The following is a 26,216-nucleotide window of genomic DNA, read 5'->3' as shown; positions in this document are numbered from 1 at the left end:
TTTCCTCACATCGAGAAGGAGAAGCCGCCATTTACCGGGTAGGTCTGGCCCGTAATCCAGCTCGCAGCCTCGGATGCGAGAAAGAGCACCATGTTCGCGATGTCACTCGGCTCACCGAAGCGGCGAATCGTGTAGTTGCGCAACACCCGCTTGCCGAGTTCCTCGTTCTCGGTCACAGCGGCGAGCGTCGGCGTTCGTGTCGTCCCGATCGCAACACAGTTTGCCGTGATCTCGTAGCGACCGAGCGACCGAGCAGCCGCGCGGATGAAACCCGCCGCGCCAGCCTTGGCGGCCGAATAGATCTCGAGGTTCTGCTCACCCACGCGACCGGCGTCGGAAATGATGGTGATCAGCCGCCCGCCCGTTCCACTTTCGATCATTCCGGGAATGACCGCACTCGAGCAATTCAAGACGCCGTACAGGTTCACGTCGATGAAGGCATCCCACGACTCGCGACTCGCATCCCAGAATGGCTTGGGTTCGACCTGGGCCGGATCGATGCCCATATTGCCCGCGTTATTGACCAGGATGCCAACCGGGCCGAGATCGGCGGCCGCGCGTCGGGTCATCTCGTTCACGGCCTCGCGATCGGTCACGTCGGCACCGATGGCCAGCGCGCGAACGCCGAGCGCTTCGACTTCTTTCGCCACGGCCTCGGCACGCTCCAGACGGGCGTCGTTCACCACCACTCCGCCTGCGCCATGAGCGCCGAAATGGAGGGCCACCTGGCGCCCCACACCCTGGCCCGCACCGGTGACGAGGGCAATTCGTCCTTTCAGGTCTAGAATCTCTTCGCTCATGTTCTCTCCTAACGGATCGCGGACATTCCAGTGAGCGCCCGGCCGACAATCAGTTTCTGGATCTGTGTGGTCCCGTCGGGGATCGTCAACATTCGCGCGTCGCGCAGGCAGCGCTCGACGCGGTTCTCGTCGGCGAGCCCGTTCGCACCCATGCACTGCATGGCGGTCGAACAGACGCGTACCGCAGCCTCTGTTGCGAACCCCTTGGCCATCGACGCCTCGACCTCGGGTCGACCGCGCTTGTGCAACGCCCGATAACAGAGCAGACGCGAAGCATCTATGTCGGTCGCCATGTCTGCGATCATCGCCGAGACCATCTGGTGACGAGCGATCTCCTTGCCGAACTGGCGGCGTTGCTTGACGTAGTCGAGTGCGATCTCGAATGCGCGCTGCGCGATGCCGACCGCCAGCAACGCGGTATTTGCGCGAACACCGGCGATCATCGCGAGTGTGCGAGCAAACGCGGTCGAGGCATCGACATCGCCCTTGCCCTTCTTCCAACCCCCGATCAGGTTGATCTCCGGAACCTCCACGTCATTGAAGAAAAGCTCCGAAGTGGGAAAGGCGCGCAGTCCGATCGTCGGCGTGTCGCGACTCTCGAAGGCCGACTCCCGGCGGTCGATCACGAGCTGACGAAAACCCGCCGCACCCTTTGATGGATCGGTCTGAAGCAACACGATCGCGATATCGGCGATATGTCCATTCGAGATCCACGCCTTGGCGCCATTGACGATCCAGCGATCGCCCCTCTTTTCGGCGCGACACTCGATACCCGACGGATCGGAGCCGACGCTAGGCTCGGTGAAGGCATTGCAACCGATGAGTTCGCTGCGCCGGAGGGGCTCGACGAGGCGCGCCGCCACCTCCGGGTGCCCACCCATCTCGATCATCGAGGCCGTTCCTGCGGTCATGCCCGAGACTCCGGAAAGTGCAGGAAATGCCCGAGCGAGTTCTTCGTTCAAGATGCATCCGACAGTCGCGTCGCGTTTGACTCCCAGCCCCGCATCGTCTCCGCCCATATAGCCCCAGGGGATCAGCTTCTTGCAGAACTCGCGGGCGTGCTCGGCGGTCATCTCCTCGTCACCCCAGCGATCGTCGAGCGGTTGAATTTCCGCATCGAGGAATTTTCGAAGTTCCTCGCGCAGAATCTGCTGCTCTTGATTGAGTTCGAATTCCATCTTCTGGCGTCTCCTATCTAACCGAGTGCTCCGGCATCCCTGAGGGCTTCGATTCGCGCGTCGTCGTAACCGAGCAACTCGCTCAAGATCACATGAGTATCCTGTCCGATCGTCGGCCCAGCGCGCTCGACACGCGCCGGGGTATGCGAGAGCCGGTAGCGCGAGGACTCGACGAACATCGCTCCGAGAAGCGAGTGCGACGCCTCGATGAAATGACCGTCGTACTGCGGCTCCTGCGACGCGCGCTTCGCGTGCACGACAGCGTGCGCGGGAACACCCACCTTCTGCAATTCGCGCTCGCTCTGCGAGGCTTCACGCGCACGAGTCCACTCTGTAAGGGCCGCGTCGATCTCTTCAGCGCGTTCGAGACGACCTTCCAAAGACATCAGGCGCGCGTCCGACTCGAGGTCGCGACGACCGAGCGTCACACAGAGCTGCACCCAGTCTGCGTCGTCGCGTACCGCGATCGCCACCCACTCGTCGTCACCGTCGGCGGGATAAACGCCGTGCGGCGACATTTGTTTGTCGGTATTTGCAACGCGGTCGATCACCGCGCCGTTGGCCTCGTAGTCGAGCAATGCCGGAACCATGAAGTGAAGTGCGGATTCCGCTTGCGCCTGGTCCACGTGCTGTCCCTGTCCGGTGCGGCGCCGATGGTCCAGTGCGGCCAACAACACCGGTACGGTGAGACGCGGTGCGAGCCAGTCGGTATAGGGGCCAAAGGGCCCGCAGGGCGGCCGATCGGGCCACCCGGTGGGCTGCACGAGTCCCGCCACTGCAGCGCCCATCGTGCCGTAGCCCGCGATGGAGGAGATCGGTCCCGTCTGTCCGAACAGACAGCTGCTCATCATGATCATATTGGGATTGATCTGACGCAGGGACTCGTAGTCCAGACCCAGTCCCTTCATCACGCCAGCCGAAAACGACTCTGCCACCACGTCGGCCCAACGCACGAGGTCGTGCACGATCGCCCGCGTCTGCGGGTTTCGCAGGTCGATCGAGAGGCTGCGCTTTCCGGCGTTGAGCGAACCGAACGTAAGGGAGTTCTCGGGTCCGGGAACGCCCTGGTGGAAGGGTGGCAGGACGCGCGCCAGATCCAGCGGGCTCGAGGACTCGACCTTGATGACGGTGGCGCCGTAGTCCGTGAGCACACGCGTGGAATGAGGCCCCGCCATCACCCACATGAAGTCGAGAACTTTGAGTCCCGCGAGAGGCAGTTCCCGCGCCGCAGAATTGGTTGAGACGGAGTGCACACCTCCAGGTGACCGGAGCGATTCGGCGAGGATCTCCCGTGTGTGCTCGCCAATTCGTGGCGCCGGTCGGCGCTGTTGGAGCGGCGTGTGCGACAGTCGTGCGAACGGCCCGGGATAGCGCAGGCTCCGACCGTCCCGCTCCAGCTCGCGCCAGAATTCCCGATCCGCGAACTGCGCACTCTGTAACACGTCTTCGACGGTAGAGACGGGGACCAGCAGCAGTTTGCGCGCCATGGCCACATCGAAAAGTTCCGCCTTGGTCCGCCCGCGCAGGAGCGTCGCTATGCGCTCCATCAGCGTATCGAACGGTGAGGCTTCGGCCTTTGCCATGATGATCTGTGCGACCAGATCGGCCCAATCGCGCTCGACATCCTGCGCGTCGAGCACGCCTTCATCGTGCATCCAGTCCAGAAGATTGCGGAAGAATGGGGCACCGGGCCCGCTGAACATCAGGGTGAGAGATGCGAAGCCATCGGCCGCTTCCCAGATGAACGGCGTGCGCAGCGGGCCCAGGTTCAGGCCTCCTCCAGCGCGTTGGGCTCTGGAGCCGCCTTGCGAACCGGACACAAGCGAAAACACCGCGGCGAGATTAGTCGAGAGCAGTCCCGACACGTTGACATGTTGACCCCGGCCACTGCGAACGCGTTCGCAATGCGCGATCAAAGCAGCTCCCGCAGCCTCCATTCCGGCATAGGTCCAGGCCGAAATGCCGCCCACGCGCAGTGGTGCGCGGTCAGCCTCGCCGTTGAGCACCATCGATCCCGATGCAGCCTGCACGATCAGATCGGTCGCCGCGTAGTCCGCCTTCGGGCCATCGGGTCCAAAGGCCGTGATCGAGACGTACACGAGCCCCGGATTGCGCAGCGCCAGATCGTCGTAGCCCAGACCTAGCCTGGCCATCGTCTCGGCACCCTGCGACTCGATCAGGAATTCGGCACCGTCGATCAGTCGGAGCAACTTGGCTCGTGCCTCGGCGTCCTCCAGGTCGAGTTCCAGGCTGCGCTTGTTGCGAGCGTACGCCAGCCAGTGAAGCGAGCGTTCGGGATCCGGGTCGTGCTTGAGGAACGGGCCGCGCTTGCGCGCACTCGAACCGCCGGAGGGTTCGACCTGCAAGACGTCCGCGCCGAGATCTGCAAGTACGCAACCGCAAGCCAGGCCTCGCTCGTCGGTCAAGTCGATTACACGGTAGGGGGAGAGCATTGCGGGTCCTCCTCAACCAGGGTGCACGCCCAGTGTACGCCCAAGCGACCGGTGCAATTCCAGGCGCAAGCTCGTGAGGTCGACGGAGTCCGGATCGACGAGCCACTGCATAACGATTCCGCGCAGCGCACCGACGATGAGCCCGGTCTGTGCCGCCACGTCAATGTCGGGCCGGATCTCATGCGCCTCGATGCCTAGCTTGATCTCGCGCTCGACGTGGGCGCGGAACTCGCGGTTTGCCGCGGCCACCATATCGCGAATCTCCGGCACCGGGCCGAGCGATTCGCCCATCAACACGTAGAAGGCGCGGGCGGTCTCACCTTCAGTCTCGAGCGCGCCCAGACAGACATCGACGATGAGCAGCAGGGCAGCGAGTCCGCTCTCACCGGCCAGGGCGGGCAAGAGCGTCTCCTCGAACAAGCGCCTCTGGAGGCGCCGAGCAAGCGCATCGACCAGTTCGCGCTTCGAGCCAAAGCGCTGGTTCGCCAGGCCTCGGCTGTAACCCGCGCGCTCACCGATCTCGGCCAGTGTGGTGCGGCTCGAACCCTTTTCAGCGATCAGCTGTTCCGCAGCTTCGAGCAGACGCCGCTCCGAAAGCGCCCGTCGCTCGCTCTGGGTTCTTTGCTTTTCGGCCATAGGATTACTCTAGATAGTTGTTGATCGTATAGCAAGTTAAACGTATGATTGGCCAACTCATCCAGAACGTGCGAGAACGACCGAACGCCTGCGGAGCCCCGCAGGCGCAGAGGAGGAGCCATGCCGGAACTGGAACGACAGGTCGCCCATCCCGGTCTTTATCGCGCGAGCGGCGAACAGCCCGCGTTGATTGGACAGCACTGCACCGGCTGCGGACACCTGGCCTTTCCTCCCAATCCCTATGGATGCGAAGCCTGCGGCGCCCAGCCCGAAGCGCTCGAGAAACGGGAACTGGCCGGCGCCGGTGAACTCGCCGCGTTTGCCACGGTGCACCTGCACATGGGAGGGGGAATCGAAGCGCCTTTCACGGTTGGGGTGATCGTGCTCGACGACGGTCCGGCGGTGCGCGCGACGCTCACGTGTCCGACCGACGATGGGCTGGCCATCGGCGACCGGGTCAGCTCGGTACTGGTTTCGCAGGGCAGCGACGACGAAGGCACCGAGACCGTCGAACTGCGTTTCATTCCTCACAGCTCCGGGTCCGCAGAAGACTCGCGCGTGCGGGGGGAAGCCTGATGGCCCGGACGCTACGCGAATTGCGCCCCGTGCGCGTGGTCGGCATCGGCCTGCACCGCTACCAGCGCGCCGGCGATACGCCCTACGTGACGCTCGGCTTGACCGCAGTGCGCGAAGCGCTCGCCGACGCGGGACTCCAGTGGCGCGACGTCGAGTCGGTCTACAACGGAACGGCCATGCTCGGAATGGCTCCTACGCGCCCCATGCTGCGACACCTGGGCGCAACGGGTATTCCCATGGCGCAAGTCGAGAATGCCTCGGCATCTGGTTCGACGGCCTTTGCCCAGGCCTGCCTCGAAGTCGCCAGCGGGATCTCCGATGTCGCGCTCGCCATGGGTGTGGACAAGCCGGGACCCATGGCCATTGCGGGTGCCAAGGCGGGCATCCGCGATCTGGTCGGCGCACGCGTCGCTCCGTTCACGCATTTCGCGTTGCTCAGCAACGAGTACATGCACCGTTACGGCGTTCGACCCGAACAGGTCGCGCAGGTGGCCGTCAAGAACAGTCGCAACGGTGCGGCCAATCCCTACGCGCAACGCCAGAAGGTACGCAGCCTCGAAGAAGTGCTGGCTCCGCCGCAGATCTCGGGAACACTGACGCGATTGCAGTGTTGCCCGATCGGAGAAGGAGCAGCGGCGGTGATCGTGGCCTCAGACGACGCGATCCGCCGCCTGGGCCTCGCGGCGTCGCGCGCACCGCGTGTGTTGGCGTCGGTCACACGCACCGAGAGCGTGTATCCCGGTGCCAAGAACTTCGATGCCGAACTCACGAGCGAAACCACCTCACTCGCGTACGAGCAGGCGGGAGTCGGTCCACAGGACCTGGACCTGATCGAGTGCCACGACGCCTTCGCCGTCGAGGAACTGCTTTACGTCGAAGCGATGGGACTGTGTGGCGAGGGCGAGGGCGCGGCCATGCTCGCGAACGGCGATACCGCAATCGGCGGCCGCTGCGCCGTGAGTGCATCAGGCGGACTGCTCAGCATGGGCCACCCGATTGGACCGACGGGGGCCGGTCAGATCTGCGAACTGACGCGCCAGTTGCGCGGCGAAGCAGGGCCGCGGCAACAGCCCGAAGCGCGCACTGGCCTGGCACACATGGTCGGCATCGGCGCCGTCTGCGTCGTGCACGTGCTCCAGCGGGACTGAGAACGGAGCCCGGAACCCGTCGCAGTCGTTTCCAGACGCTCTATCCGCCACGCCAACCGGTGATTGATTGGCGCGCGACCAGCTGAGATAATGCGAGCGACTAGCGCTTGCTCTTGGAAGGCCCGTTTCGACGGGAGAGCGTTGAAACTCTTGGAGATACCCATGCTACCTGCGCAACGCGCTGGACTACTCTGGCTCGTTCTGTTGTCGTTGATTTTCGTTTCGTCCTCTGCCGAGGCACAGACTTTTGCGATCGTCGATACCGGGCAGACGACCTATTACGACGATCTGGGCAATGTGATCTCTGCACCGGCGACCTCGAGCGAAGCGTTCTACGGGCAGGATGCGCAGAACAGCGGCAATCAGCCCAGCTACACGGTGATATCCGCGGGTGAAGTGATTCAGGACGACGTGACCGGTCTGTACTGGACACAGAGCATCGATTGGGATGGCGTCTCAGGTATCGACGCGGACGATAAGTTCTTGCGAACCGACCTCACGACCAAGGTTTCGCAGCTCAATAGCGCCGTCTACGGTGGCCGAAGCGATTGGCGCGTGCCGACCGTCAAGGAGTTGTACTCGCTCATCCAGTTCAGCGGAATTCAGCCCCAGCCTCTTGCAACCACTGGAACCGGGGCAGAGTTCTTCCTGGACGGTTCCGTCTTCGACTTCGACTGGGGAGATATCAGCGCCGGAGACCGGATCATCGACATGCAGGTCTGGACGAGTACCGACTACACCAGCACGACGATGGTCGCCGACTCGAGCTTCATGGGCGTCAACTTCGCCGACGGCCGTATCAAGGGCTACCCGCTTCAGGAGCCGGGGCCCGGTGGAGCGGATAAAGAGTATTACGCCATGTTCGTGGCTGGAAGTACTGCCTACGGCGTCAACGACCTCCAGGACAACGCCGATGGAACTCTCACGGATGGTGCTACGAACCTGATGTGGACACAGGCCGATAGTTCCGTGCGCATGAATTGGGAAGCCGCTCTGGCCTACGCGCAGACGAAGAACTCCGCGAACTACCTCGGCTACAGCGACTGGCGCCTGCCCAACGCCAAGGAACTTCAAGGCCTGATCGACTATTCCCGTTCGCCCGACGCGACCTCGAGTCCCGCGATCGACTCGTTATTCCTGCTCACCGCGACGGACCAGACGGCCGCCGCCTACGATCCGAATGGCGACTACGGATTCCACTGGACCGGTACGACCTTTGTAGAACTCGACACCGGGGGAAGTCCAAGCAGTACCGGTGCCGTCTACGTCTCCTTCTTCGAGGCGCTGGGCAATCCGTTCGGGAGTGTTCTGGATGTTCACGGCGCCGGTGCCCAGCGAACCGATCCCAAGGCGGAAGGGACGCATTCCTCCGGCGACTTCTTTGGTCCGCAGCTCGATCTGATCAGCATCGACAACTACGTCTTGCTGGTTCGCTCGGCTGCCGTGTCCGTACCGTTGTTCTCGGGCCGCTGGGAAACCCTGCTTCTGATCGGTGCTCTCGGATTGGTGCTCGTGCTCGGGCTCACTCGGCGACTTCTCCCGAGATAGAGCGAGCGCCCGGGCGCAGCTACCCCATTTCATTGATCCAGTCGAAGGTCTTCCGCAGGGCGATCGCAATCGCACGCGTCAGTCCTTCTGATAGGTCGCTCTCCGCTCGGGGCTCATCTCGGCCAGGTGCTTCTTCGCTCTCGCCGGGGAGACAGCCTCCAGGGAACCGTCTTCGTTCTGGACGACGACACCACTCTTGGTCAGCAGCTTGTAACGCCTCTTGCGTTCGTCGCGATCCGGATGGCACAGAAGCTGGCAGTTTCCACAGGTCAGGTTGAGCTTGCGCGCGGATCCCATTCCCGGGTGGAAGAAACCGCCCTCGATCTCGGGTCGCGGCGACGAAGCCATGATCGCTCCGGCGAGGGCGGGCAGGAACTCCTCGTCGCTCTCGGGAATATCGAAACGTCCCGGAGACCACGTGGACCATTTTCCGTTCTTCGACAACCCGGTGAAGCCTCCGCAGACCAGGTCGCAACGGTGATAACTCTTCCGCTTGGAATAACAGAAGTCCCGATCCCCCATTGTAACCGTCGTCTTCTCGGTCTTGTCGAACATCCCGGAATTGCAACTCGCCAGGCAGAGCTGGCAGTCGTCGCAGTACTTGTCCTCGGCCGCAAGCGGTTCGGTCGGCTCGAGTTCAGCCGTCGTGACCGTCGTGCCCAGCAGGACCGCCGCGCCGTTCTCCTCGGTGATGATATTCCCCGAAAAGCCGAACCAGCCAACACCCGAACGGGCCGCGAGATAGCGGTGGGAGATGTCGGGCATGAAGTCCATCATGCCCCTGGGCGTGTCTTGACGAAAGACGAAATTGGCGTCGACCCCGTAGGACGGAATTCCGTGTTGAGTCCAGTAGGAAGCCAGATTGGTGGCAATCCCTGTGACCAGGTTGGTCGTCCTGAGGTTGTCGGCCTGGTGAGAGGCGTGATCCTGTTTGGCCAGGTAGGTGAGGATCTTCTCCTGGTCGAGCGGCAACGCAAACGTGACTGCGGACCTGGCCCCTTCGAGCACGTGCTCCAGATCGGCAGAAGGCGGGCCTCCGGCGAGCGTCTCCAACGTCGACACTCCTGCGGCGACGGCGCCATAGGTTTTCACGAACTCGAGCGCGAATTCCGTGAGTTCTTTCGGGCTATCCACGTCGGACACTCCTCACACTTCCCGGGGGTTGTTGTCGATCGGGAACTCTTTCGACTCAGCTCTCACCCAGTGCGCGAACTTCTTCGACTTTGATCGTCACGGCGTGCTTGGGCGGGGGGACGGGCAGCTTCTTCTCTTTGATCGTCTGGACCAACATGTCGAATACGGCGCCGTCGGAGGTCAGCTCTGCGGTGCCCTTGAACTGAAAAGCCTTGAACGTCTCCGGCTTGCACACGCACACCGAGATCTTGGAATTCTCCTGGAGATTCTGCCGGGTGTGCGGGCTCATGATTTCCGCAAATACCAGGTGATCGTCGTCGAGTACGGCGATCGAGCCTTTCGGACTGACGTTTGGCGTGCCGTCAGCGGAGGCCGATGCGACAAAACACAGGCCTACTTCCTCGATCAGTGTCCGGTGTTCCTCGGTGATCTTTCCCATGAGCTCTTCTCCTCTATGCCAGAGACATTTCGTGGCAACGAAAGCAGTATGGCACTTCGGGCTGTGGCAGGGGGGATGATGCTGCTCGCCACCTGAGGCTGATCCTATGTCAGTATCCGAGCCTGGCCCCCGCGGGCGGAGGACGCATTTGCCCGACACGAAACTCCATCCCGATCTCAGCGAACGCGTACTCGCGAAGATCGGTCTTCCGCGCCCCCCGGTGGCGAATGCGGACGGCCTGGCGCGACTCTACGAGGCATTTAGCTGCGCGGTTCCCTTCGACAATGTGCGCAAGCGCATCTACCTGGCTCGGGGCGGGTCGGGCCCTCTTCCGGGCGATGACCCGGCGGAATTTCTGGAGGGCTGGGTGCGGGATGGCACGGGGGGAACCTGCTGGGCGATTTCGGGAGGATTCCACGCGCTTCTTCGCAGCCTCGACTTCCGGGCCAGTCGCGTGCTCTCCACGATGCTCGTCGGACCGGCGGATGCTCCGCCCAATCACGGCAGCGTCACGGTCGAACTCGAAGAAGGCAACTTTCTGGTCGATCCGACGATGAAGCTTCACAAACCCCTGCGATTGAGCGCGGAACCGACGTCGGTCGCACACGACGCGCGGGGGGCGGAATGCCAGCCGATGGGTCCCGGCTGGACGGTCAGCTTCAGCCCACTTCACCTCGATCAGCCCCTTCGATGCCGACTCGACCGACTCGACGCAACGGCCGCGGATTGCCGCTCGAGACATGAAGACACTCGCGGCTGGAGTCCGTTCAATTATCAAGTTTACGCGCGAGTTGCACGACCGGATCGTTCCGAAGCGATCACCTTCGGAAGTCGTGTCCTGCTCGAGAACGACGGAACGATGACGCGAGACCCGGCGGATGAGAAGATGCGCAAGGCGTTCTTGATCGAAGAGGTGGGGATGAGCGAGGAAATCGTCAGTCAGCTGCCCGCCGACGAAAAGACTCCTCCGCCACCGGGTTCAAAGACGGCCGCTGAAAACCGCGCCTAACGCTCCGCCGAGAGTTTCACCAGAAGAGATAGCGCGGAGTGCAGTCCCGGTAACCGCTGTACGCCTCGCCGTGGCAGCTTGCGAGAAACGCCTCTTCTCTGCGAATCTGCTGATGGATGATAACGACGGTCAGGACAGTGAAGAGGCCGAACAAGAGACGTCCGCTAACCAGGAAACTGCCGAGCGCGTAGACGTCCATGAACACGAAGATCGGGTTTCGCGTGAAAGCGAAGACTCCGCCCGTCACCAGTCCGCCCGGAGTTTCCTGATCGATTCCCACGCGCCAGGAGTCCCCAAAAGAAAGGAGTGCCGCTGCAAACAGCGCGATGCCCGATGCGATCAAGACGCAACCCACGACGCGGGCCGGTGTGTTGTCAATGACGAGTACGTTCAGAGGCTCGGGAAAGACGTGCCAGGGCAGCGGCCAGGCGAAGGCGAAAATTTCGTAGAGCCAGATCGGCAGCACGATGACCAGACAAGCTTCGATCAGTGCTTCGGCGAGCGGTTTGCCCCGAGACAGCCGGATCGGATTGATGCCGCGCACGCGCCACATGTAGATGCTGCGGCCCACGAAGAGCGTCACGAAGGCGGCCAGGCCGATGAGTTGGATGCGATCGAAGGTGTTTTCCATGTCGGAATAATGTGAGGGATTGCTCAGCTTGTCAGCTCGCGTTCCAACGGCACTTCGGTGCTGGGATCTTCAGCTCCAAGTCCCCGGAATCACGTGGCTTCGGGCGCCTTCAGAGCGACGTCGGGAAAAACCTCGGCCGTGCGGCTCGGGTTTTCGAATACACCGGATCGGGATGTGCAGGCGAACCTTGCGGGGCGATCAGCTGAGCTGGGCGGATTCGTACCACTGCTTCAGGTACTTCTGATCGTCGCATTGCCAGGGGTGGAAAGACGGCTTGAAGAAGCGTCCGATCATACGGAGTTGGGGACCCATCACGATCTTGTTCACATCCCTCGCCTGCTTCTTCATCTCGGCGGTGATCTCGGTCGGATCATCCTTCATCATGCGAAGGAAGACCCGGTTGAAAGGCAAGAGGCCGAACACGATCGCTACGATCGCAGAGAAGACTCTGAGTAGATAACCGCCCCCGACTGCGCGGAAGAGATCGAAAGCAACCGCTTTGTGTTCGAGTTCTTCGGCGGCATGCCAGCGCCAGAACCGCAGCATTTCCGGGTGCATGAATTCCGCGATCTTCGGCTCCATGAACAGGACGTGGGCGCCGGTCGCCGTGAGGTGTTCGAGGAAGACCGTAACACCGAGTTGTACCTTTCTCGGGAGTCGGCGCGCCATCCAGTTGAAGATACGATCTCCGAATGCGACTTCGCGATCGACGTCGACACCGAACTTCGCAAACGAACGATTGAGTTCGTTATGCGCGCGTGTGTGAAGTCCCTCCTGCTGGATGAAAGCTCGGATCAGTTCCTTGACTTCGGGGTCCTCGGCGCGGTCCTGAAAATTCCGAACGGACTGGATGAAGAAACGCTCACCCGGCGGGATCAGAATCGAAAACGCGTTCTCCAGATGACTGATGATCGGGTTGCCGGCGAACCAGTACTGAGGGACGCGATCCAGGTCTTGAAACTCGTACCTGCGCGGCTGGATGCTCACACCTTCGGGCAGCCGGGAAGAATGTGCGGCGGGAAAGGAGGCTTGAATGGTCATGGGACGATCTCCTCACGCGAGCGGACGACTGGCGCGGCTGCATATAATATACCGCGACGATACCCCGCTCGCCGCTGCTCGATCGGGCCAGGCGTCGAGCCGACTACTGAGTCGGACCTCTGAGGTTCACATGATCGAATAGCTCGAAGAACGCCTCGACGTGCTCGAGTTCTCCGACCAGGACAAGCTCGCCACTGGCGACAGCGTCCGCCAGCGAGAGCTTTCCCGACCAGAGCCGAGCCCAGAGCGGTAATTCCAGATGAAGCTCGAAATCCGCAGTTTCCGGCGCGGACTCCAGAAATTCCGCGACACCACCGCGCACCGTGAGACCGCAGTTCACTTCCGAGTCCTTGAAGTGCCAGGCCCCCGTCTGCGACACGGCGGAACTCTTTTCCGGATCGAGCTGGACGCGCAGCGCCTTTACGAAACGCGTCGGGGCCGCGGCCAGAACCTGACGCTCGGCAGCCGGTCGCTGATTCAGGAAACTCGTATCAACCGTGCCCTCGAGTTCGAGTGCTCGGGTCAGACACACGGAACGCACATTGGACGATGTGGTCTGTTGGGCCAGCGAGCGAAGCGCGGTCGCCTCGATCTGGCGTGCGTCGCCATCCCCCGAGTCGATGCGCACGAGCCAGCTCGCGAGGCGCGCGGCCCAGGACGCTTCATCATTTTCCAGAGAATTCCGCGCCTGTTCCAGAACCCGATTGCGGCCCCCAAAACCGACGACCATACGCTGCGCTTCGACCTGGGGTGGAGGAGGAAACAGATCACAGGGATCGGTGCCATACCAGCCGAAGAGCCCGGTGTGGATCTGGCGCACGTGATGGGGAACAGCTCCGTAGAACTGACGGCAGAGCGGTGAAGTCTCCAGATGCGCGGGGAGCCGCACCGACCAGGCGAGTTCGTCGGGGCCGAAACCGCGGTTGATTCCGCGCACGGTCTGATCCCACAAGAACTGAATCGCATCGCGGTAGTCGCGCAGCGCGTCGCGCACCGCACCTCGACCCGAAATCGGAGGCCCGTGAACACCGACCAGGTGTTCCGGATCGAAACTGCGAATTCTGTCGATGGCTTCGACCAGGAGCAGCGGATCGCGATACGCCTCGCCCCGCAACGGATAGATGTTGAAGAGCGCTGGCCAGATATTGTTGTTGATCACCACGCCTTCATCCGGCAGCCAGATGATCAGCGAGTCCTCACTGTCTGCGGCGGCTGGAATGAAATGGAAGCGGAGGCCCGCGATCTCGGTCTCGGTCTCTCCCCGGATCGGATCGGTGAGCGGCAGAAAGCCCGGAGTACGCTTGGAGTGATTTGGATTGAAGAAGAAGGGACCGATCCCGTGATTCGGCATGGCATCCGGACCCTGCTGGGGCAGGAAGAGTCCGAACTGAAGACACGCCCGTCGATTGTAGGCCGGTCCGATTTCACCGGCGATGTTGGCGCGAGTATCGGGAATGCGTTCGTGACCGTACACGCGAAGCGCGGGCTCGTTCTCCCGAAGCCAGGCTGTCGTGCCGTCAACGTAATGGCTATGCGAGTAGATCACGGCCCGTGTCGGCAGATCAGTGATCGCGCGAACCGCTGCCACGTGGTCACCGGCCTCTTCCACGGATTCACCGGTATCCACGATGACCAGACCTTCCGGAGCTTGAATGGCGGTTGAGTTGGCGAGGCCATAGCCCACCGCGCAGTGAACGCGCTCCGTAACAGTCCAGAGTCTGGGCACAAAGCGTTTGGAGTGTTCGATCAGGTCACGGTTGGCAATCTCCCCTTTCGGCCCCTCGACGACGGCGCTACTGGAGCCCTGGGCGACAGGTGGGTCAAGGATCTCGGGCTGCATCAGATAGACCTCATCGTTTCGGTTTCTTGGCGTTGGAGAAAGTCGAGACCAGATCTTCAGGCGCGGTCAAGCCCGGCAAACGGCCCGGAAGTATGGAGCAGGAGAACCCGCGCGCCTTCAGCGATCGTTCCGCTGACGCGCATGCTGCGCAGGGCCGCCAGTAGTGCCGCACTTTCGAAACCCGCACTCACACCGCGTCGTCCGTATTCCTCGAAGGCCGCGACGGTGTGCGACTCCAGGACCGCAATCGCGGTGCCACCCGACTCGCGCAGAGCGGCGAGCATGCGATGGCCCATGATGGCTCGGGGTACGTCCAGTCCGTCGGCGACCGTACCGGTGGACTCGACCGGCTCCACCTGTTCCAGGCCCTTTTCGAAGGAGCGGACCACGGGCGCGCAGGCTTCCGATTGCACGGCAACCAGTCTGGGTAATGGCTGGCGCTCGTCGAGCAGGCCCAGTTCGATGAGTTCCGCCAGCGCCTTCCAGATTCCCACCAGTCCAGTTCCGCCCCCGGTCGGATAGAGGATCCAGTCCGGCAGCGTGGTGGGACCAAAGTGGTCAAAAATCTCCAGGCCCATGGTCTTCTTGCCCTCCAGGCGGCCCGGTTCGAAGAACGTGGACAGGTCCACGTACTCACCGCTGGCAAGCGGAGCAGCGAGTTCCTCGCGCATCTTCGCACCGGCCGCAGCGATGTTCTCACCCGCGAAGCGCACATCACCGCCGAAGAACGTGCAGGCGCGCTGGTAGATGCTCTGCTGATAGCCATCGGGCATATAGACGATGGCGGGTGGCAGGCCCAGTCGCGAACAGAAGAGCGCGGCGGCCACACCCGCGTTGCCCTGGGTTGGCAGACAGAAACGCTGCGCACCACACGCGGCTCCAAACGCGACGCCGATCACCAACCCGCGATCTTTGAAGCTGTTCGACGGGTTTCCACCTTCGCACTTGATGAAGTAGTCGACGCCGAGATCTCGGCTGAGTGCGTCGTGCCGGATGATCGGTGTGGCTCCGACGTCGGCCGCGTAGTCTTGCGCGAGCCCGTGCACCGGAAGTAATGGGGCGTAGCGCAGCATCCCCTGGGGAGCGGTGTCCGCGGTTCGGTCGAACATCCCGACGATTCGCTTCTCGCGCACGGCGCGCTCGAGATCGTACTCGACCTCGACCGGCCGCCCCGGTGCGGGACAACACGAACACAGCCCGACGGGAGACGTAAAGCCTTTGCTGTCGACCTCCCGACCCGATAGCGAACATCTCAGTCGGGAGATCAGCGGATTGATGGAAAGTGTCATGTTCCGGTCCTTGCGGGCGAGTGCTTCGTGCTCGTGTCAGTCATCGCCTGTGTCAGTCCTGACTCGATGAGGGGCGCAGGAGAATCTTGGCAGCGGATGCACTCCCGTTCTCCAGGTACTGAAAAGCTCGGGGACCGGAGCAGAGGGAGCGCTCCTCGAACCAGTCGCGATCGAGCAGATCGGCGACCAGCCCAGCGGCTTTGCCCGAATCGGAGTCGTTGATTTCCGTGAGCGCTTCCGAAATCGCCTCGGCACGTCGCCCGATCAGGACCACATTGGCTCCAGCACGGGACCGAGCCCCGGCCATACGCCGACCGATTCCGGAACTGCCGCCGGTGCACAGGGCAACCTGCCCCGACAGATCGAATAGCTCTGCGCTCACTTCTTCCTTCCCCCGACGTCCAATATTCTCACGGGACCAGATCGAAAGGCGTATCGGGGAAATACTTGGCCAGGCGGATGTCGCCGGTGCGCGCGTGTCCCTCCATCCTCTCCAGTCGCGAGACTCGAGCCGTCACCGCCGCGACCTCGCGATTGGCTTCGCGGGTCATGCGCTGTGTCGTGACGATCTTGATGAACTTATGCACGGATAATCCACCCGTGTAGTTCCCGGCGCCCTTGGTGGGAAGAATGTGATTGGTCCCGGAACACTTGTCACCAAAAGCGACGGTGGTTTCCTCACCGACGAAGAGCGAGCCGTAGTTGCGCAACCGATCCACATACCAGTCGAGATTGTCCGTCTGGATTTCCAGATGCTCGGGCGCATACACATCACTGACCTGTGCGGCTTCTTCGTCGTCTTTGCATAACACCACTTCGCCAAAGTCCCGCCAGGCCGCATCGGCCGCCTGTTGCTGAGCTTCGGGAAGATCGTCAATCAGAACCTGCATCTTCTCCATGACTCGCTCAGCCAGTCCGCGATCGGTTGCAACCAGCCAGGCCGGTGAGTCGAAACCGTGCTCTGCCTGACCGACCAGGTCGCATGCCACGATTTCCGCATCCGCGTTCGCGTCTGCGATGATGAGTATCTCCGTGGGACCGGCAAAGAGATCGATACCCGTCCGGCCAAAGAGCATGCGCTTGGCTTCGGCGACGAAGCGGTTACCAGGGCCGACCAGGATATTGGCTTCACATCCGCTGAAGAGACCATAAGCCAGCGCCGCAACTCCCTGGACACCCCCGAGTGCAAGGACGTGGTCCGCACCCGCGAGATCCATTGCGTAGAGGATGGCGGGGTGGATGCCGCCGCGATCCGTCCCGGGAGCCGAACAGGCGACGATATTGCGTACACCCGCGACCTTCGCCGTGGTGATGCTCATGATTGCCGATGCGACGTGGGCGTAGCGTCCGCCCGGCACATAACATCCAGCCGTTTCGATCGGGATCAGCTTCTGACCCGCCCAGAGCCCCGGCGATAGCTCGGTCTCGAATTCCGAGATGCTGGCCAGTTGTTTCTCGGCAAAACTGCGCACGCGCTCGTGCGCGTAACGCAGATCGTCCTTGAGCTGGGAAGGCACCTGCTCGGCCGCGGCCTCCACGGCTTCTCTGGACATCCGGATGTCGCCCCGCCAGCCGTCGAGTTCGACGCCGTATCTGCGGGCTCTGTCTTCGCCTCCGGCCTCGATTTCCGCCAGGATCTCGCTGACGATGCGACGAGTTTCCTGTTCCGTGCTCACCGGCGTACGTTGGGCCTTCTTCAGATACTGAGGGGGCATTGCGATCTTCCTCTTGCGTGCGAGTGGGAGCGCTGCGGCTCGAGAAGCGCAGATGGAATCACTCGAGTTCCGAATCCAGCCCGATTCTACTCAGCACCTCGCGTGCAATCGACAGTGCAGCCGTAAGACCCGGGCTCTCGAAACCGAAGAGATTCACCAGACCGGGAATTCCGTGTACCTCGGGTCCGTAGATGGCGAAATCGGCCATCGGCTCGCCGGGAGCCTGAACCTTGGGACGAACTCCGGCGTAGGAAGGGACCAGGGCGGATTCATCCAACCCGGGGAAGTAGCGAAGCACCGATTCGGCGAACTTCGCGGCGCTCGCCTCATCGACCCGATAACTCACCTCTTCGACCCACTCCTGATCGGGCCCGAAACGCATCTGGCCGGCCACGTCGAGTGTGACGTGAATCCCCAGGCTTGCGGTATTGGGAACCGGGTAGATCAGGCGTGTGAATGCGGGCTTGCCCGGAGTCACGAAATAGCTGCCCTTGGTCAGATAGCGGCGCGGTATCGTGCTCGCGTCGAGTCCTTCGATGGCCCCGGCCACTTCCTGAGCGCCGAGTCCAGCCGCGTTGATCAGGACATCGCAATCGAGTTCCATCTCGCCACTGCGGACGCGCAGGTTTTTACCGTCCGCATGGCCCGCTTCGAACGTCGTGTTCACGGACAGTTGCGCACCGGCTTCTTGAGCGTCGGCGAGGAGTGCCGTCATGAAGCCGTGACTGTCGATGATGCCGGTGGACGGCGACAGCAACGCCGCTTTGCAGTACAGCGCGGGTTCGAGTTCCATCGCCTGCTCACCCGACAACCTCTCCAGGTCGTCGACCCCGTTTCGGGCGGCGCTGAGCTTCAGGCTCTCGAGCACCGGGATATCCTCATCGCGGGTCGCGACGATCAGCTTGCCGATCCGGCGATGTGGAACATTCCGCGCCTCGCAGTAGCGATAGAGCGCCTGCTTGCCCTCGACGCAAAGTCGCGCCTTGAGGCTCCCCTGCGGGTAGTAGATCCCGGCGTGAATCACTTCGCTATTGCGGGACGAGGTCTGCAACCCGTAGTCTCGTTCCGCTTCGAGGATCACCACATCGCGCCCCATGCGTGCGAGAGCCCGGGCTACCGCGAGCCCGACGACCCCGGCTCCGACAACGATTGCGTCGACCCTGTCTACAGTCACGTCGGTTTCAGTTCCCTTCTCGATTGCTGGCGACGAGTCTAATGGCTGAGTCCAGTGTTCTTCAACGCGCGCCACACGGCGCCTGCATTCCCCCTTTTCCCTTCGGCTCGCGCTATCATGCTCGCGGCCGGCCGGCCGACGGAGATTTGCTCGTGGCGCAGAACACAGAACTCTACGAGGCTGTACTCAGCGGAGACAAGAACTCGGCGGTGGAACTGACGCGCGCAGCCCTCGATGCGTCCGTCGACCCCCAGTCATTGATCGACGATGCGATGATCCCAGCGATGGACGAGGTGGGGAGACTCTTCGAGGAAGAAGAGTACTTCGTGCCCGAACTCCTGCTCGCAGCCCGTGCCATGAAATCGGCCCTCGAACTGATCCGCCCTCTACTCGCAGAGACCGGCGCCCCGAGCAAAGGCCGCATCGTCATCGGCACCGTTCAGGGGGATCTTCACGACATCGGCAAGAACCTGGTATCGGCCATGTTCGAAGGCGCGGGCTTCGACGTCATCGATCTTGGAAGTGACGTCCCGGCCGAGCAGTTCGTGGCGGCCGCAAAGGAAAAGGACGCGGATCTCGTGGGCCTTTCGGCCCTGCTCACGGTAACCATGCAGTCGATGAAGTCGGTCGTCGACGGACTCGAAGCGGCCGGGCTGCGAGATCGGGTGAAGGTCCTGGTGGGCGGCGCCCCACTCTCGACGAGCTACGCCGACGAGATCAAGGCTGACGCCTATGCAGACAACGCCACCGCCGCGGTTCGCGCCGCCTTTCAACTGTTAGGGGTCTGAGTTCAGATGACGCTGATCGACGAACTGCTCGCCAAGGGCACCGTGTTGCTCGATGGTGCCTGGGGCACCGAATTGCAGTCTCGCGGACTCGCGATGGGCGAATCACCGGATTTCTGGAACCTGGAGCACGCAGATCGCGTCGAACAGGTCGCCCGTGCCTACGTCGAGGCCGGGAGTGACGTCATTTTGACCAATACGTTTCGCGCCAATGCCATCGCACTGGCCGAACACTCCGAGGTCTCGAAGCTCGAGCAGGTGAATCGATCGGGGGTCGAGATCTCCAAGCGCGCCGCGGGGACGCGCGCGCGGGTGTTCGCATCGATCGGTCCGAGCGGCAAGCTGTTGATCAATGGACAGGTGACCGAAGCGGCCCTGCGCGCGGCCTTCGAACAACAGGCGCAAGCTCTGGCGGCCGGTGGCGCGGACGCGATCGTCATCGAAACCATGACCGACCTCGATGAGGCCGGATTCGCGATCGATGCGGCGCGCGCGACCGGCCTGCCGGTGGTGGCGTGCATGGTGTACGACTCCGGGAAAAACAAGGATCGCACCATGATGGGAGTCAAGCCCGAGCAGGCCGCCGAGTCCCTGACGAAAGCGGGCGCCGACGTGATCGGCGCGAACTGCGGCAACGGCATCGAAGGCTATATCCCGATCTGCGCGCGACTCGCCTCTGCAACCGACCGACCCATCTGGATCAAGGCGAATGCCGGCTTGCCCACGCTCGAAGCGGGCCAGGTGGTCTACAACACCACTCCCGAGCAGTTTGCATCGCACCTGGGCGATCTCGTCGAAGCAGGCGCGAGCTTCATCGGCGGCTGTTGCGGGACGAGTCCCGCTTTCATCGAGACACTCCGGGCGCGCATCGATGCCTGAAAACTCGCGTTGCGCTTGTCGGGGTGCACGGATTCGGACCGGATCGCGAGAGGAGAAGTGACGTGAGCACGGAAACCATGAGCTCGCGCGAGCGCCTGCTGGCGACGTTTCGGGGAGATCCAGTCGATCGCATTCCCTGGTCGCCCTGTGTCGACAACTACTTTTTGTCTTCTCTGCCCGAAGACGGGAAGCTCGATGAGCGGGAACTCCACAAGGAAGTCGGTTCTGACGCCATGCTGCGGCACGTGATGATTCACGCGGCCACGCCGCCCGTATCCGGAGCCAAGACCAGTTCGCAGAAAAACCCCCGCGTGGATTCACAGATCGATCGCCAGGCCGATGGATCGTTTCGTTCGACCCACGAAACCAAGCTGGGCACGCTGGTCGAAGAGTTCAAATGGACACCCGAGTCTCCGTTCGTGCCCTGGTTTACCAAGCGCAAACTCCAGACGCTGGAGGACATCAAGATCTATATGTACGGGCTGGAGACCGCGATCCTGTCCCCCGATCCCGAGTACTTCAACCAGACCGTCGAGCGCCTGGGCGATGACGGACTCGCGACGACTTCGGGTCCCAATAGCCCGATGGAACATTTCATCAACAATGAAATGGGCCTGGAGAAGATGACCTACGCGCTCGCCGACGATCCGGACACGGTCGAGCAATGCTTCGAGATGATGCACGAACTCAATCTGAAGGCCTATCAGATCCTCGCCGAGAGCAAGGCCGAGGTCGTGATCAGCTACGAAAACCTCTCCACCACACTCACGTCTCCGAAAAACTACGAGCGCTTCGACCAGCGCCACTGCAATGATTACGCAGAGATCTGTCGAGGTGCAGGCAAGACGTACCTCACGCATATGTGTGGCCGCTTGACTGGTTTTTCCGGGCAGCTCTGCAACGCCAATCAAGACGGCTTCATCGACGTCGCACCCTCTCCTACCGGCGATGTCGACTTCGGCAAGGCCAAGGCGGGCTGGGCCAAAGACAAAGTGCTCGTGGGCGGCATCGACGCGACGGCTTTTACGGGTCTCTCACCGCAAGAGATGAGCGTCTACGTTCGCGATCTCTTGAGCGGAATCGAGGAAGAGGCCGGAAGCTTCCACAAGTTCATCCTCGGAAGCGGCGACGCGCTGCCGAAGAACACACCCATGCCGGTGATCCGCGCCGTTACTGAAACCCTGCGCAGCTATTTCGCCTGAGCCTGGGTCGGGCTGGCCGATCCTCTACAGGCCGAAATTCCAGATTTTACCCCGAGAAATTCCGACCGCGGTACAATCCCGATGGGCTGATTCGGCGTTTATGGTAGGCCGAGGCAGCGATCAACCAACTCGTGGAGTAGCTGTCTTGAGCAATGAAGAGCGGAGCCTGATCGATGCCATCGTCGGAATGCGCGAGGTCGAAGCCGTCGAACTGGCGACCGCTCAACTCGACGCGGGTGGCCAACCACTCGACATCTTGCGCAAGTGCAAGGAAGCGATGGACATCGTCGGCCGGAATTTCGAAGAAGGCGAATTCTTCATTCCGGAACTGGTGATGGCCGGAGAGATCCTGAGTCAGATTACCGCCGTGGTAAAGCCACGCATCTCGGGAGATGCAGTGATCTCGGGTGAACCACTGGGAAAGGTCGTACTCGGCACGGTGCACGGGGACATCCACGACATCGGCAAGAACATCGTCGGCTTCATGCTCGACGTAAACGAATTCGAAGTCTGCGACCTGGGCGTGGACGTGCCGCCGGATCGCTTCATCGAGGCCATCCAGAGCGAATCCCCCGACGTCGTGGCGCTGAGCGGATTTTTGACTCTGTCATTCGACTCGATGAAGAACACCATCGATGAGATCGAAAAGGCGGGGCAGCGCGACGCCGTCAAGATCATGATCGGCGGGGGCCAGGTCGACGAGACGATCCTGCGCTACACGGGTGCGGATTCTTTCGGTGCGAATGCGATGAACGCCGTCACGCTGTGTCGACAGTGGACGGCGGAGTCGAACACATGAGCGATTCCGCCGCGAAGCAATTCGACGAACGCTCGCAGCGCATCCAGGATGCTGTCGAGTTGCGCGAACCGGATCAAGTTCCCTTTTCGACCATCTGGCACTTCTGGCCGGCGCGTTACGCCGAGATGACCTGCCAGGAGGCGATGTACGAACACTCGCGTTACAACGCCGCAGTTCGCAAGGCCGTGCTCGACCTCGAACCCGATGCATTCTCGTTCATGCAACCGACTGTGAGCATGGGCCCAGCGTTTGAAAAGCTGGACTTCCGCATGCTGCAGTGGCCCGGTCACGGTGTAGGTCCGGACTCCACCTTCCAGTTCCTCGACCGCGAGTACATGGCGGCAGAGGAGTACGACGAGTTCCTCTTCGATCCCACCGGCTTCTTTCTCAGGAAGTACCTGCCGCGAGTCGCCGGCGCGTTCGAGGGTTTCGCAAACTTTCCAGACTTTCCCGCCTCGCCCTACTTCGGACTGGCGCACGCGACTTCGGGGTTTGCGACACCCGAGATGGCACAGACCTTCGAGCAACTGGCGAGCGCGGGCCGGGAAGTGACGGGTATGCTCGGCTCGGCGATCCCGCTCGTGAAAGAGATGGCCGATCTCGGCTTCCCCACGACTTTCGGCGGGTTCACGATGGCGCCCTATGACTACATCGCCGACTATATGCGTGGCTCGCGCGGTGCGATGCTGGACATGTTCCGCCACGAAGAGAAGATGCTCGCCGCCATCGACAAAGCCAGGCGGATCATAACGCCGGGTACGATCGGCCGCGCTACGATGCTTCCCTCCAGGACCGTATTCATTCCGCTGCACTGGGGACTCGACGGATTCATGTCGGGCAAACAGTTCGAGAAGTTCTACTGGCCGGGATTGCGCGACCTCATGCTCGACTTGATCGAAGCTGATTTGACCCCGCTGGTGCTCTGGGAAGGAGTCTGCGACTCCCGCCTCGAAGTGATCGGGGACGTCCCGCCGGGAAAGATCATCTACCACTTCGAACGCACGGATCCGCTCAAGGCAAAGGCCTCGCTCGGCGACACCGTGTGTCTGCGTGGCTTCGTCCCGGCCTCCCTGTTGACCGTCGGCAAACCGACCGAAGTCGCCGACTACTGCAAGTGGCTGATCGATGGCTGCGCGCAGGGCGGTGGGTTGATCGTCGACGGTGCGATCGGCATCCCCGATGACGCGCGCATCGAGAACGTGTTTGCCATGCGCGACACCGTCAGAAGCTACGGTGCGTCCGGATAGTCGATCGTGAGGGTTTTCCAGTCCACGAGGCGAACGCTGGATTTCGATGAAGAGAGAGAACCGCCGTGCCGGTCGTGAGCGAAGTTTCGATCGAGATCTCGCTGGTCGAACTGCGCCGCCTGCGCACACTGCACTCGAAGGGCGGTCTGCATCCGCGCATTCGCGCACTGCTTCCGCAGGTTCTGTCCGAAGTGGTGGAACGGGAACTCCTGCAACCGGCGGTCGTCTGGGAATCGCGCAAAGTGCTCGAGGCGTCGGGCGCCCGCATCCGACTCGACGGGGGAGCGGAACTGACCCGGGCCGAGGGCGCCGTGCGACTATTGGGCAAGGCCGAAGAACTCGTGATGGCCGTCGGTAGCATCGGCCCGGCGCTGGACACGACGACACGCGAATGGTTTGCGAGCGGGCGCGAAGTCGAAGCCTTCATCCTGGGCGAGGTCGGCAATCTGGCCATTGGCAAACTCGCCGACCACCTCCCGAAGAGCATCGCGGAATGGGCGAGCGAGCGCGGTTTCGACACCAGCGGTGTATTGAGCCCGGGTCAAAACGACGTCGATCTTTCCGAACAGAGGGTCGTCGTAGAAGTCGCGGGCGCAGAACGAATTGGCGTCGAACTCACCAGTGCTTGCATGCTGGCTCCGGTGAAATCCCTGTCCATGTTGATCGGTCTGGGGCAAGGATTGCCGAAGTGGACCCATGCCCAGGCTTGCGAGCTGTGCTCTTCCCGCGACACCTGTCGCTTGCGAACCATCGACCCTGAACCCGTTGTCGCGTGAGCGAGCCTGAATCCGAAACCTCGGGGTTCCGCGTCCGCTTCACACCGGCCGATCGGGAAGGCCATTGCAAGACGGACGAGAACCTGCTCGATTGCGCACGCCGCCACCGCGTGCGCATCGCCAGTAGTTGTGGCGGACAGGGGCGTTGCGCCGCCTGCGTGGTGCAATTCGTCGATGGCCCGGTTCCGGAGCCTTCCCCCGCCGATCAGCAGGCGTTCTCGGCGCGCCGCCTCGCCGAAGGCTGGCGCCGCGCCTGTCTGGTCGACCCGATCGGGGACTGTACGGTCTGGCTCCCGCCGCGCTCTACCGCTGCGCCCATGCGTACGCTCGTGGACGGACGCGAGACTCACGTCGAACCCGAGTCGGTCATCGAGCGCGTCACAATCGAGCTTCCTCCAGCCTCGCTGGACGACGTACGCGCGGACGACCAGCGACTGCTCGACGCACTCGCAATCGCGCGACCCGGCGGGTGCGAGCAAATCGATCTGGATGCGATTCGCGAGTTTCCCGACGAGTTTCGCAAGAACGGCGGACGTCTGGACGCCTTCGTCCGTCGAGGTGAGCTGATCGCGACCGGTCCAGTGGGTCGACCCGCTCTGGGTCTCGCCATCGACCTGGGAACCACGAATATCTCGGCTTGCCTCTCGGACCTCGAGAGCGGAGAAACCCTGGCCTCTGCTGGAATCGAGAACCCTCAAACTCGCCACGGGGGCGATCTGATCAGCTACGCCGCCCTCGTGCGCAGCGACAAGAAGGGAGCGCAGGAACTTCAGGGACTCGCGGTCGAGGCCCTCGGTGAACTGCTCGCCAGGCTCTGTTCGCTCGGCGCGGCCTCGAGCGAGCAGATCGTCGACGCAGTCGTGGTCGGCAACACCATGATGCACCACCTGCTACTCGGTCTACCGGTCGAGCCTCTGGCCACGGCACCGTTCATACCGGCTCTCAGCGATGCGATCGACGTCAGGGCGCGCGACCTCGGTCTCGTTCTGGCCGCGGGCACTCGCGTCCACCTGCTTCCCAATATCGCGGCCTTTGTGGGCGGCGACCACGTGGCCACACTTCTGGCCACGCTTCCCGGGCTCGAAGCACGGCTTTGTCTGGCGATGGACATTGGAACCAATACGGAGATTTCGCTGATCGAGGGCGATTCCATCACGAGTCTGTCCTGTCCATCGGGTCCCGCTTTCGAAGGTGCCCATATCGCGTGTGGAATGCGCGCCGCAGTCGGCGCCGTCGAGCGGATTCGTTTGCTAGGCGACGAGGTGCGCGTCGATACGATCGAGGACGCGCCACCGGTGGGAATCTGCGGATCCGGCGTGCTCGACGCCGTCGCACAACTCTTCCTGACCGGCGTAATGAATGAACGGGGGCGAATTCAGGAAGGCCACCCGCGCGTGCGAAACCGCGGCCATCGAAGGGAGTTCGTGCTCGTGCGCGAGAGCGACTCGGGGCCCGAGATCGTCTTCACGCAGGAAGACGTGCGCGCAGTACAACTGGCGAAGGCGGCGATCCGAGCAGCGACGGACCTGCTCCTCAAAGACACCGGTCACGTCGAGCGCGAACTCGAGCAGGTGGTGGTCGCAGGAGCTTTTGGCAACTACATCGACCTGAGCAGCGCTCAGGCAATCGGAATGCTGCCACCCCTGCCCTTCCAGCGCTTCGCCCAGGTAGGAAACGCCGCCGGGGATGGCGCGCGACTGGCTCTTCTGTCGCGCCAACAACGCGATGCCGCGGCCGCCATCGCCCGTCGCTGCCGCTATCTGGAACTGGCCGGAAATCCCGCCTTCCAAACCAGCTACATCGAGCACATCGGCTTCAGCCGACCGGTCTGATCAGAGGCTCCGATCCAGCGCGTAGAGGGCCCGGAGTAGTGGACATTCTTGTCCACTACGGCGCAGATGCTAGAGTGGAGCCCGG

At 62.4% G+C, this 26,216-nt stretch carries 24 protein-coding genes; 11 read left to right on the top strand and 13 right to left on the bottom strand.

Translation table 11 applies throughout. The features are described from left to right. Positions 1-5: 5 nt before the first annotated feature. The 4 genes from GY725_12825 to GY725_12810 are packed head-to-tail and all read right to left on the bottom strand — an operon-like array spanning position 6 to position 5,067. Entirely contained in the window at positions 6-800 is a 795-nt protein-coding gene (locus GY725_12825; GenBank protein ID MCP4005070.1) for an SDR family oxidoreductase, read from the bottom strand. Positions 801-808: 8 nt separating this feature from the next. Continuing rightward, the gene (locus GY725_12820) at positions 809-1,978 is read right to left on the bottom strand and encodes an acyl-CoA/acyl-ACP dehydrogenase (GenBank protein ID MCP4005069.1); all 1,170 of its coding nucleotides are present in this window, start codon (positions 1,976-1,978) and stop codon (positions 809-811) included. A 17-nt stretch (positions 1,979-1,995) separates the two neighbouring features. Beyond that, complete coding sequence (locus GY725_12815) at positions 1,996-4,431, bottom strand: CoA transferase (GenBank protein ID MCP4005068.1); 2,436 nt, start codon at positions 4,429-4,431, stop codon at positions 1,996-1,998. A gap of 12 nt (positions 4,432-4,443) precedes the next feature. Further along, positions 4,444-5,067 carry a TetR family transcriptional regulator gene (locus GY725_12810; protein MCP4005067.1) on the bottom strand — a complete coding sequence of 208 codons (624 nt, stop codon included), beginning with the start codon at positions 5,065-5,067 and terminating at the stop codon, positions 4,444-4,446. A gap of 120 nt (positions 5,068-5,187) precedes the next feature. Here GY725_12810 and GY725_12805 point away from each other — a divergent pair, with 120 nt between their 5' ends. The 3 genes from GY725_12805 (at position 5,188) to GY725_12795 (ending at position 8,339) form a co-directional block, all read left to right on the top strand. Next, on the top strand, positions 5,188-5,643 hold the full coding sequence (locus GY725_12805; GenBank protein ID MCP4005066.1) for a hypothetical protein: 456 nt from the start codon (positions 5,188-5,190) through the stop codon (positions 5,641-5,643). Beyond that, the gene (locus GY725_12800; protein ID MCP4005065.1) at positions 5,643-6,791 is read left to right on the top strand and encodes a thiolase family protein; all 1,149 of its coding nucleotides are present in this window, start codon (positions 5,643-5,645) and stop codon (positions 6,789-6,791) included. The genes GY725_12805 and GY725_12800 overlap by 1 nt, the downstream gene beginning before the upstream one ends. A 162-nt stretch (positions 6,792-6,953) precedes the next feature. Next, a complete protein-coding gene (locus GY725_12795) occupies positions 6,954-8,339 on the top strand; it encodes a DUF1566 domain-containing protein (protein MCP4005064.1) in 1,386 nt (461 codons plus the stop codon). Positions 8,340-8,417: 78 nt separating this feature from the next. Here GY725_12795 and GY725_12790 read toward each other — a convergent pair whose 3' ends face one another. Continuing rightward, a complete protein-coding gene (locus tag GY725_12790) occupies positions 8,418-9,473 on the bottom strand; it encodes an epoxyqueuosine reductase (GenBank protein MCP4005063.1) in 1,056 nt (351 codons plus the stop codon). A 55-nt stretch (positions 9,474-9,528) separates the two neighbouring features. Then, positions 9,529-9,912, bottom strand: a complete 384-nt coding sequence (locus tag GY725_12785) for a pyridoxamine 5'-phosphate oxidase family protein (protein MCP4005062.1) — start codon at positions 9,910-9,912, stop codon at positions 9,529-9,531. Positions 9,913-10,060: 148 nt separating this feature from the next. Here GY725_12785 and GY725_12780 point away from each other — a divergent pair, with 148 nt between their 5' ends. Continuing rightward, the gene (locus GY725_12780) at positions 10,061-10,921 is read left to right on the top strand and encodes an arylamine N-acetyltransferase (protein MCP4005061.1); all 861 of its coding nucleotides are present in this window, start codon (positions 10,061-10,063) and stop codon (positions 10,919-10,921) included. Between the two features lie 16 nt (positions 10,922-10,937). On the opposite strand, the gene GY725_12775 is transcribed toward GY725_12780, so the two are convergent. The 7 genes from GY725_12775 to GY725_12745 form a co-directional block, all read right to left on the bottom strand. Beyond that, on the bottom strand, positions 10,938-11,552 hold the full coding sequence (locus GY725_12775) for an isoprenylcysteine carboxylmethyltransferase family protein (protein MCP4005060.1): 615 nt from the start codon (positions 11,550-11,552) through the stop codon (positions 10,938-10,940). Between the two features lie 198 nt (positions 11,553-11,750). Continuing rightward, positions 11,751-12,593 (bottom strand): metal-dependent hydrolase, encoded by an 843-nt coding sequence (locus GY725_12770; GenBank protein MCP4005059.1) that lies wholly within the window; start codon positions 12,591-12,593, stop codon positions 11,751-11,753. Positions 12,594-12,696: 103 nt separating this feature from the next. Then, a complete protein-coding gene (locus GY725_12765; protein MCP4005058.1) occupies positions 12,697-14,433 on the bottom strand; it encodes an MBL fold metallo-hydrolase in 1,737 nt (578 codons plus the stop codon). Between the two features lie 56 nt (positions 14,434-14,489). Beyond that, on the bottom strand, positions 14,490-15,722 hold the full coding sequence (locus tag GY725_12760; protein ID MCP4005057.1) for a pyridoxal-phosphate dependent enzyme: 1,233 nt from the start codon (positions 15,720-15,722) through the stop codon (positions 14,490-14,492). Positions 15,723-15,774: 52 nt separating this feature from the next. Next, complete coding sequence (locus GY725_12755) at positions 15,775-16,104, bottom strand: SDR family NAD(P)-dependent oxidoreductase (protein ID MCP4005056.1); 330 nt, start codon at positions 16,102-16,104, stop codon at positions 15,775-15,777. 28 nt (positions 16,105-16,132) lie between these two features. Beyond that, entirely contained in the window at positions 16,133-17,437 is a 1,305-nt protein-coding gene (gene hisD, locus GY725_12750; protein MCP4005055.1) for a histidinol dehydrogenase, read from the bottom strand. A gap of 58 nt (positions 17,438-17,495) precedes the next feature. Beyond that, positions 17,496-18,611 carry an NAD(P)/FAD-dependent oxidoreductase gene (locus GY725_12745; GenBank protein ID MCP4005054.1) on the bottom strand — a complete coding sequence of 372 codons (1,116 nt, stop codon included), beginning with the start codon at positions 18,609-18,611 and terminating at the stop codon, positions 17,496-17,498. A 41-nt stretch (positions 18,612-18,652) separates the two neighbouring features. Here GY725_12745 and GY725_12740 point away from each other — a divergent pair, with 41 nt between their 5' ends. The 7 genes from GY725_12740 to GY725_12710 all read left to right on the top strand — a co-directional run bounded on the left by GY725_12740 (position 18,653) and on the right by GY725_12710 (position 26,131). Next, positions 18,653-19,399: a cobalamin-binding protein gene (locus GY725_12740; protein ID MCP4005053.1), complete on the top strand. Its 747-nt coding sequence runs from the start codon at positions 18,653-18,655 to the stop codon at positions 19,397-19,399. 6 nt (positions 19,400-19,405) lie between these two features. After that, a complete protein-coding gene (locus GY725_12735; GenBank protein MCP4005052.1) occupies positions 19,406-20,275 on the top strand; it encodes a methionine synthase in 870 nt (289 codons plus the stop codon). 62 nt (positions 20,276-20,337) lie between these two features. Then, a complete protein-coding gene (locus GY725_12730; GenBank protein ID MCP4005051.1) occupies positions 20,338-21,477 on the top strand; it encodes a hypothetical protein in 1,140 nt (379 codons plus the stop codon). Between the two features lie 145 nt (positions 21,478-21,622). Further along, positions 21,623-22,276, top strand: coding sequence for a methionine synthase (locus GY725_12725; GenBank protein ID MCP4005050.1), 654 nt, complete (start codon positions 21,623-21,625; stop codon positions 22,274-22,276). Next, on the top strand, positions 22,273-23,523 hold the full coding sequence (locus GY725_12720) for a hypothetical protein (GenBank protein MCP4005049.1): 1,251 nt from the start codon (positions 22,273-22,275) through the stop codon (positions 23,521-23,523). Before GY725_12725 ends, GY725_12720 begins: the two co-directional genes overlap by 4 nt. A gap of 65 nt (positions 23,524-23,588) precedes the next feature. Continuing rightward, positions 23,589-24,299 (top strand): hypothetical protein, encoded by a 711-nt coding sequence (locus GY725_12715; protein ID MCP4005048.1) that lies wholly within the window; start codon positions 23,589-23,591, stop codon positions 24,297-24,299. Further along, positions 24,296-26,131, top strand: a complete 1,836-nt coding sequence (locus GY725_12710; GenBank protein MCP4005047.1) for a DUF4445 domain-containing protein — start codon at positions 24,296-24,298, stop codon at positions 26,129-26,131. Before GY725_12715 ends, GY725_12710 begins: the two co-directional genes overlap by 4 nt. The last annotated feature ends 85 nt before the right edge of the window (positions 26,132-26,216 follow it).

Source organism: bacterium (genome assembly GCA_024226335.1).
In the GTDB taxonomy this organism is placed as follows: Bacteria; Myxococcota_A; UBA9160; order SZUA-336; family SZUA-336; genus JAAELY01.
Note: the sequence above shows the minus strand (reverse complement) of the source record. Positions and strands in the feature narration are given on the sequence as shown.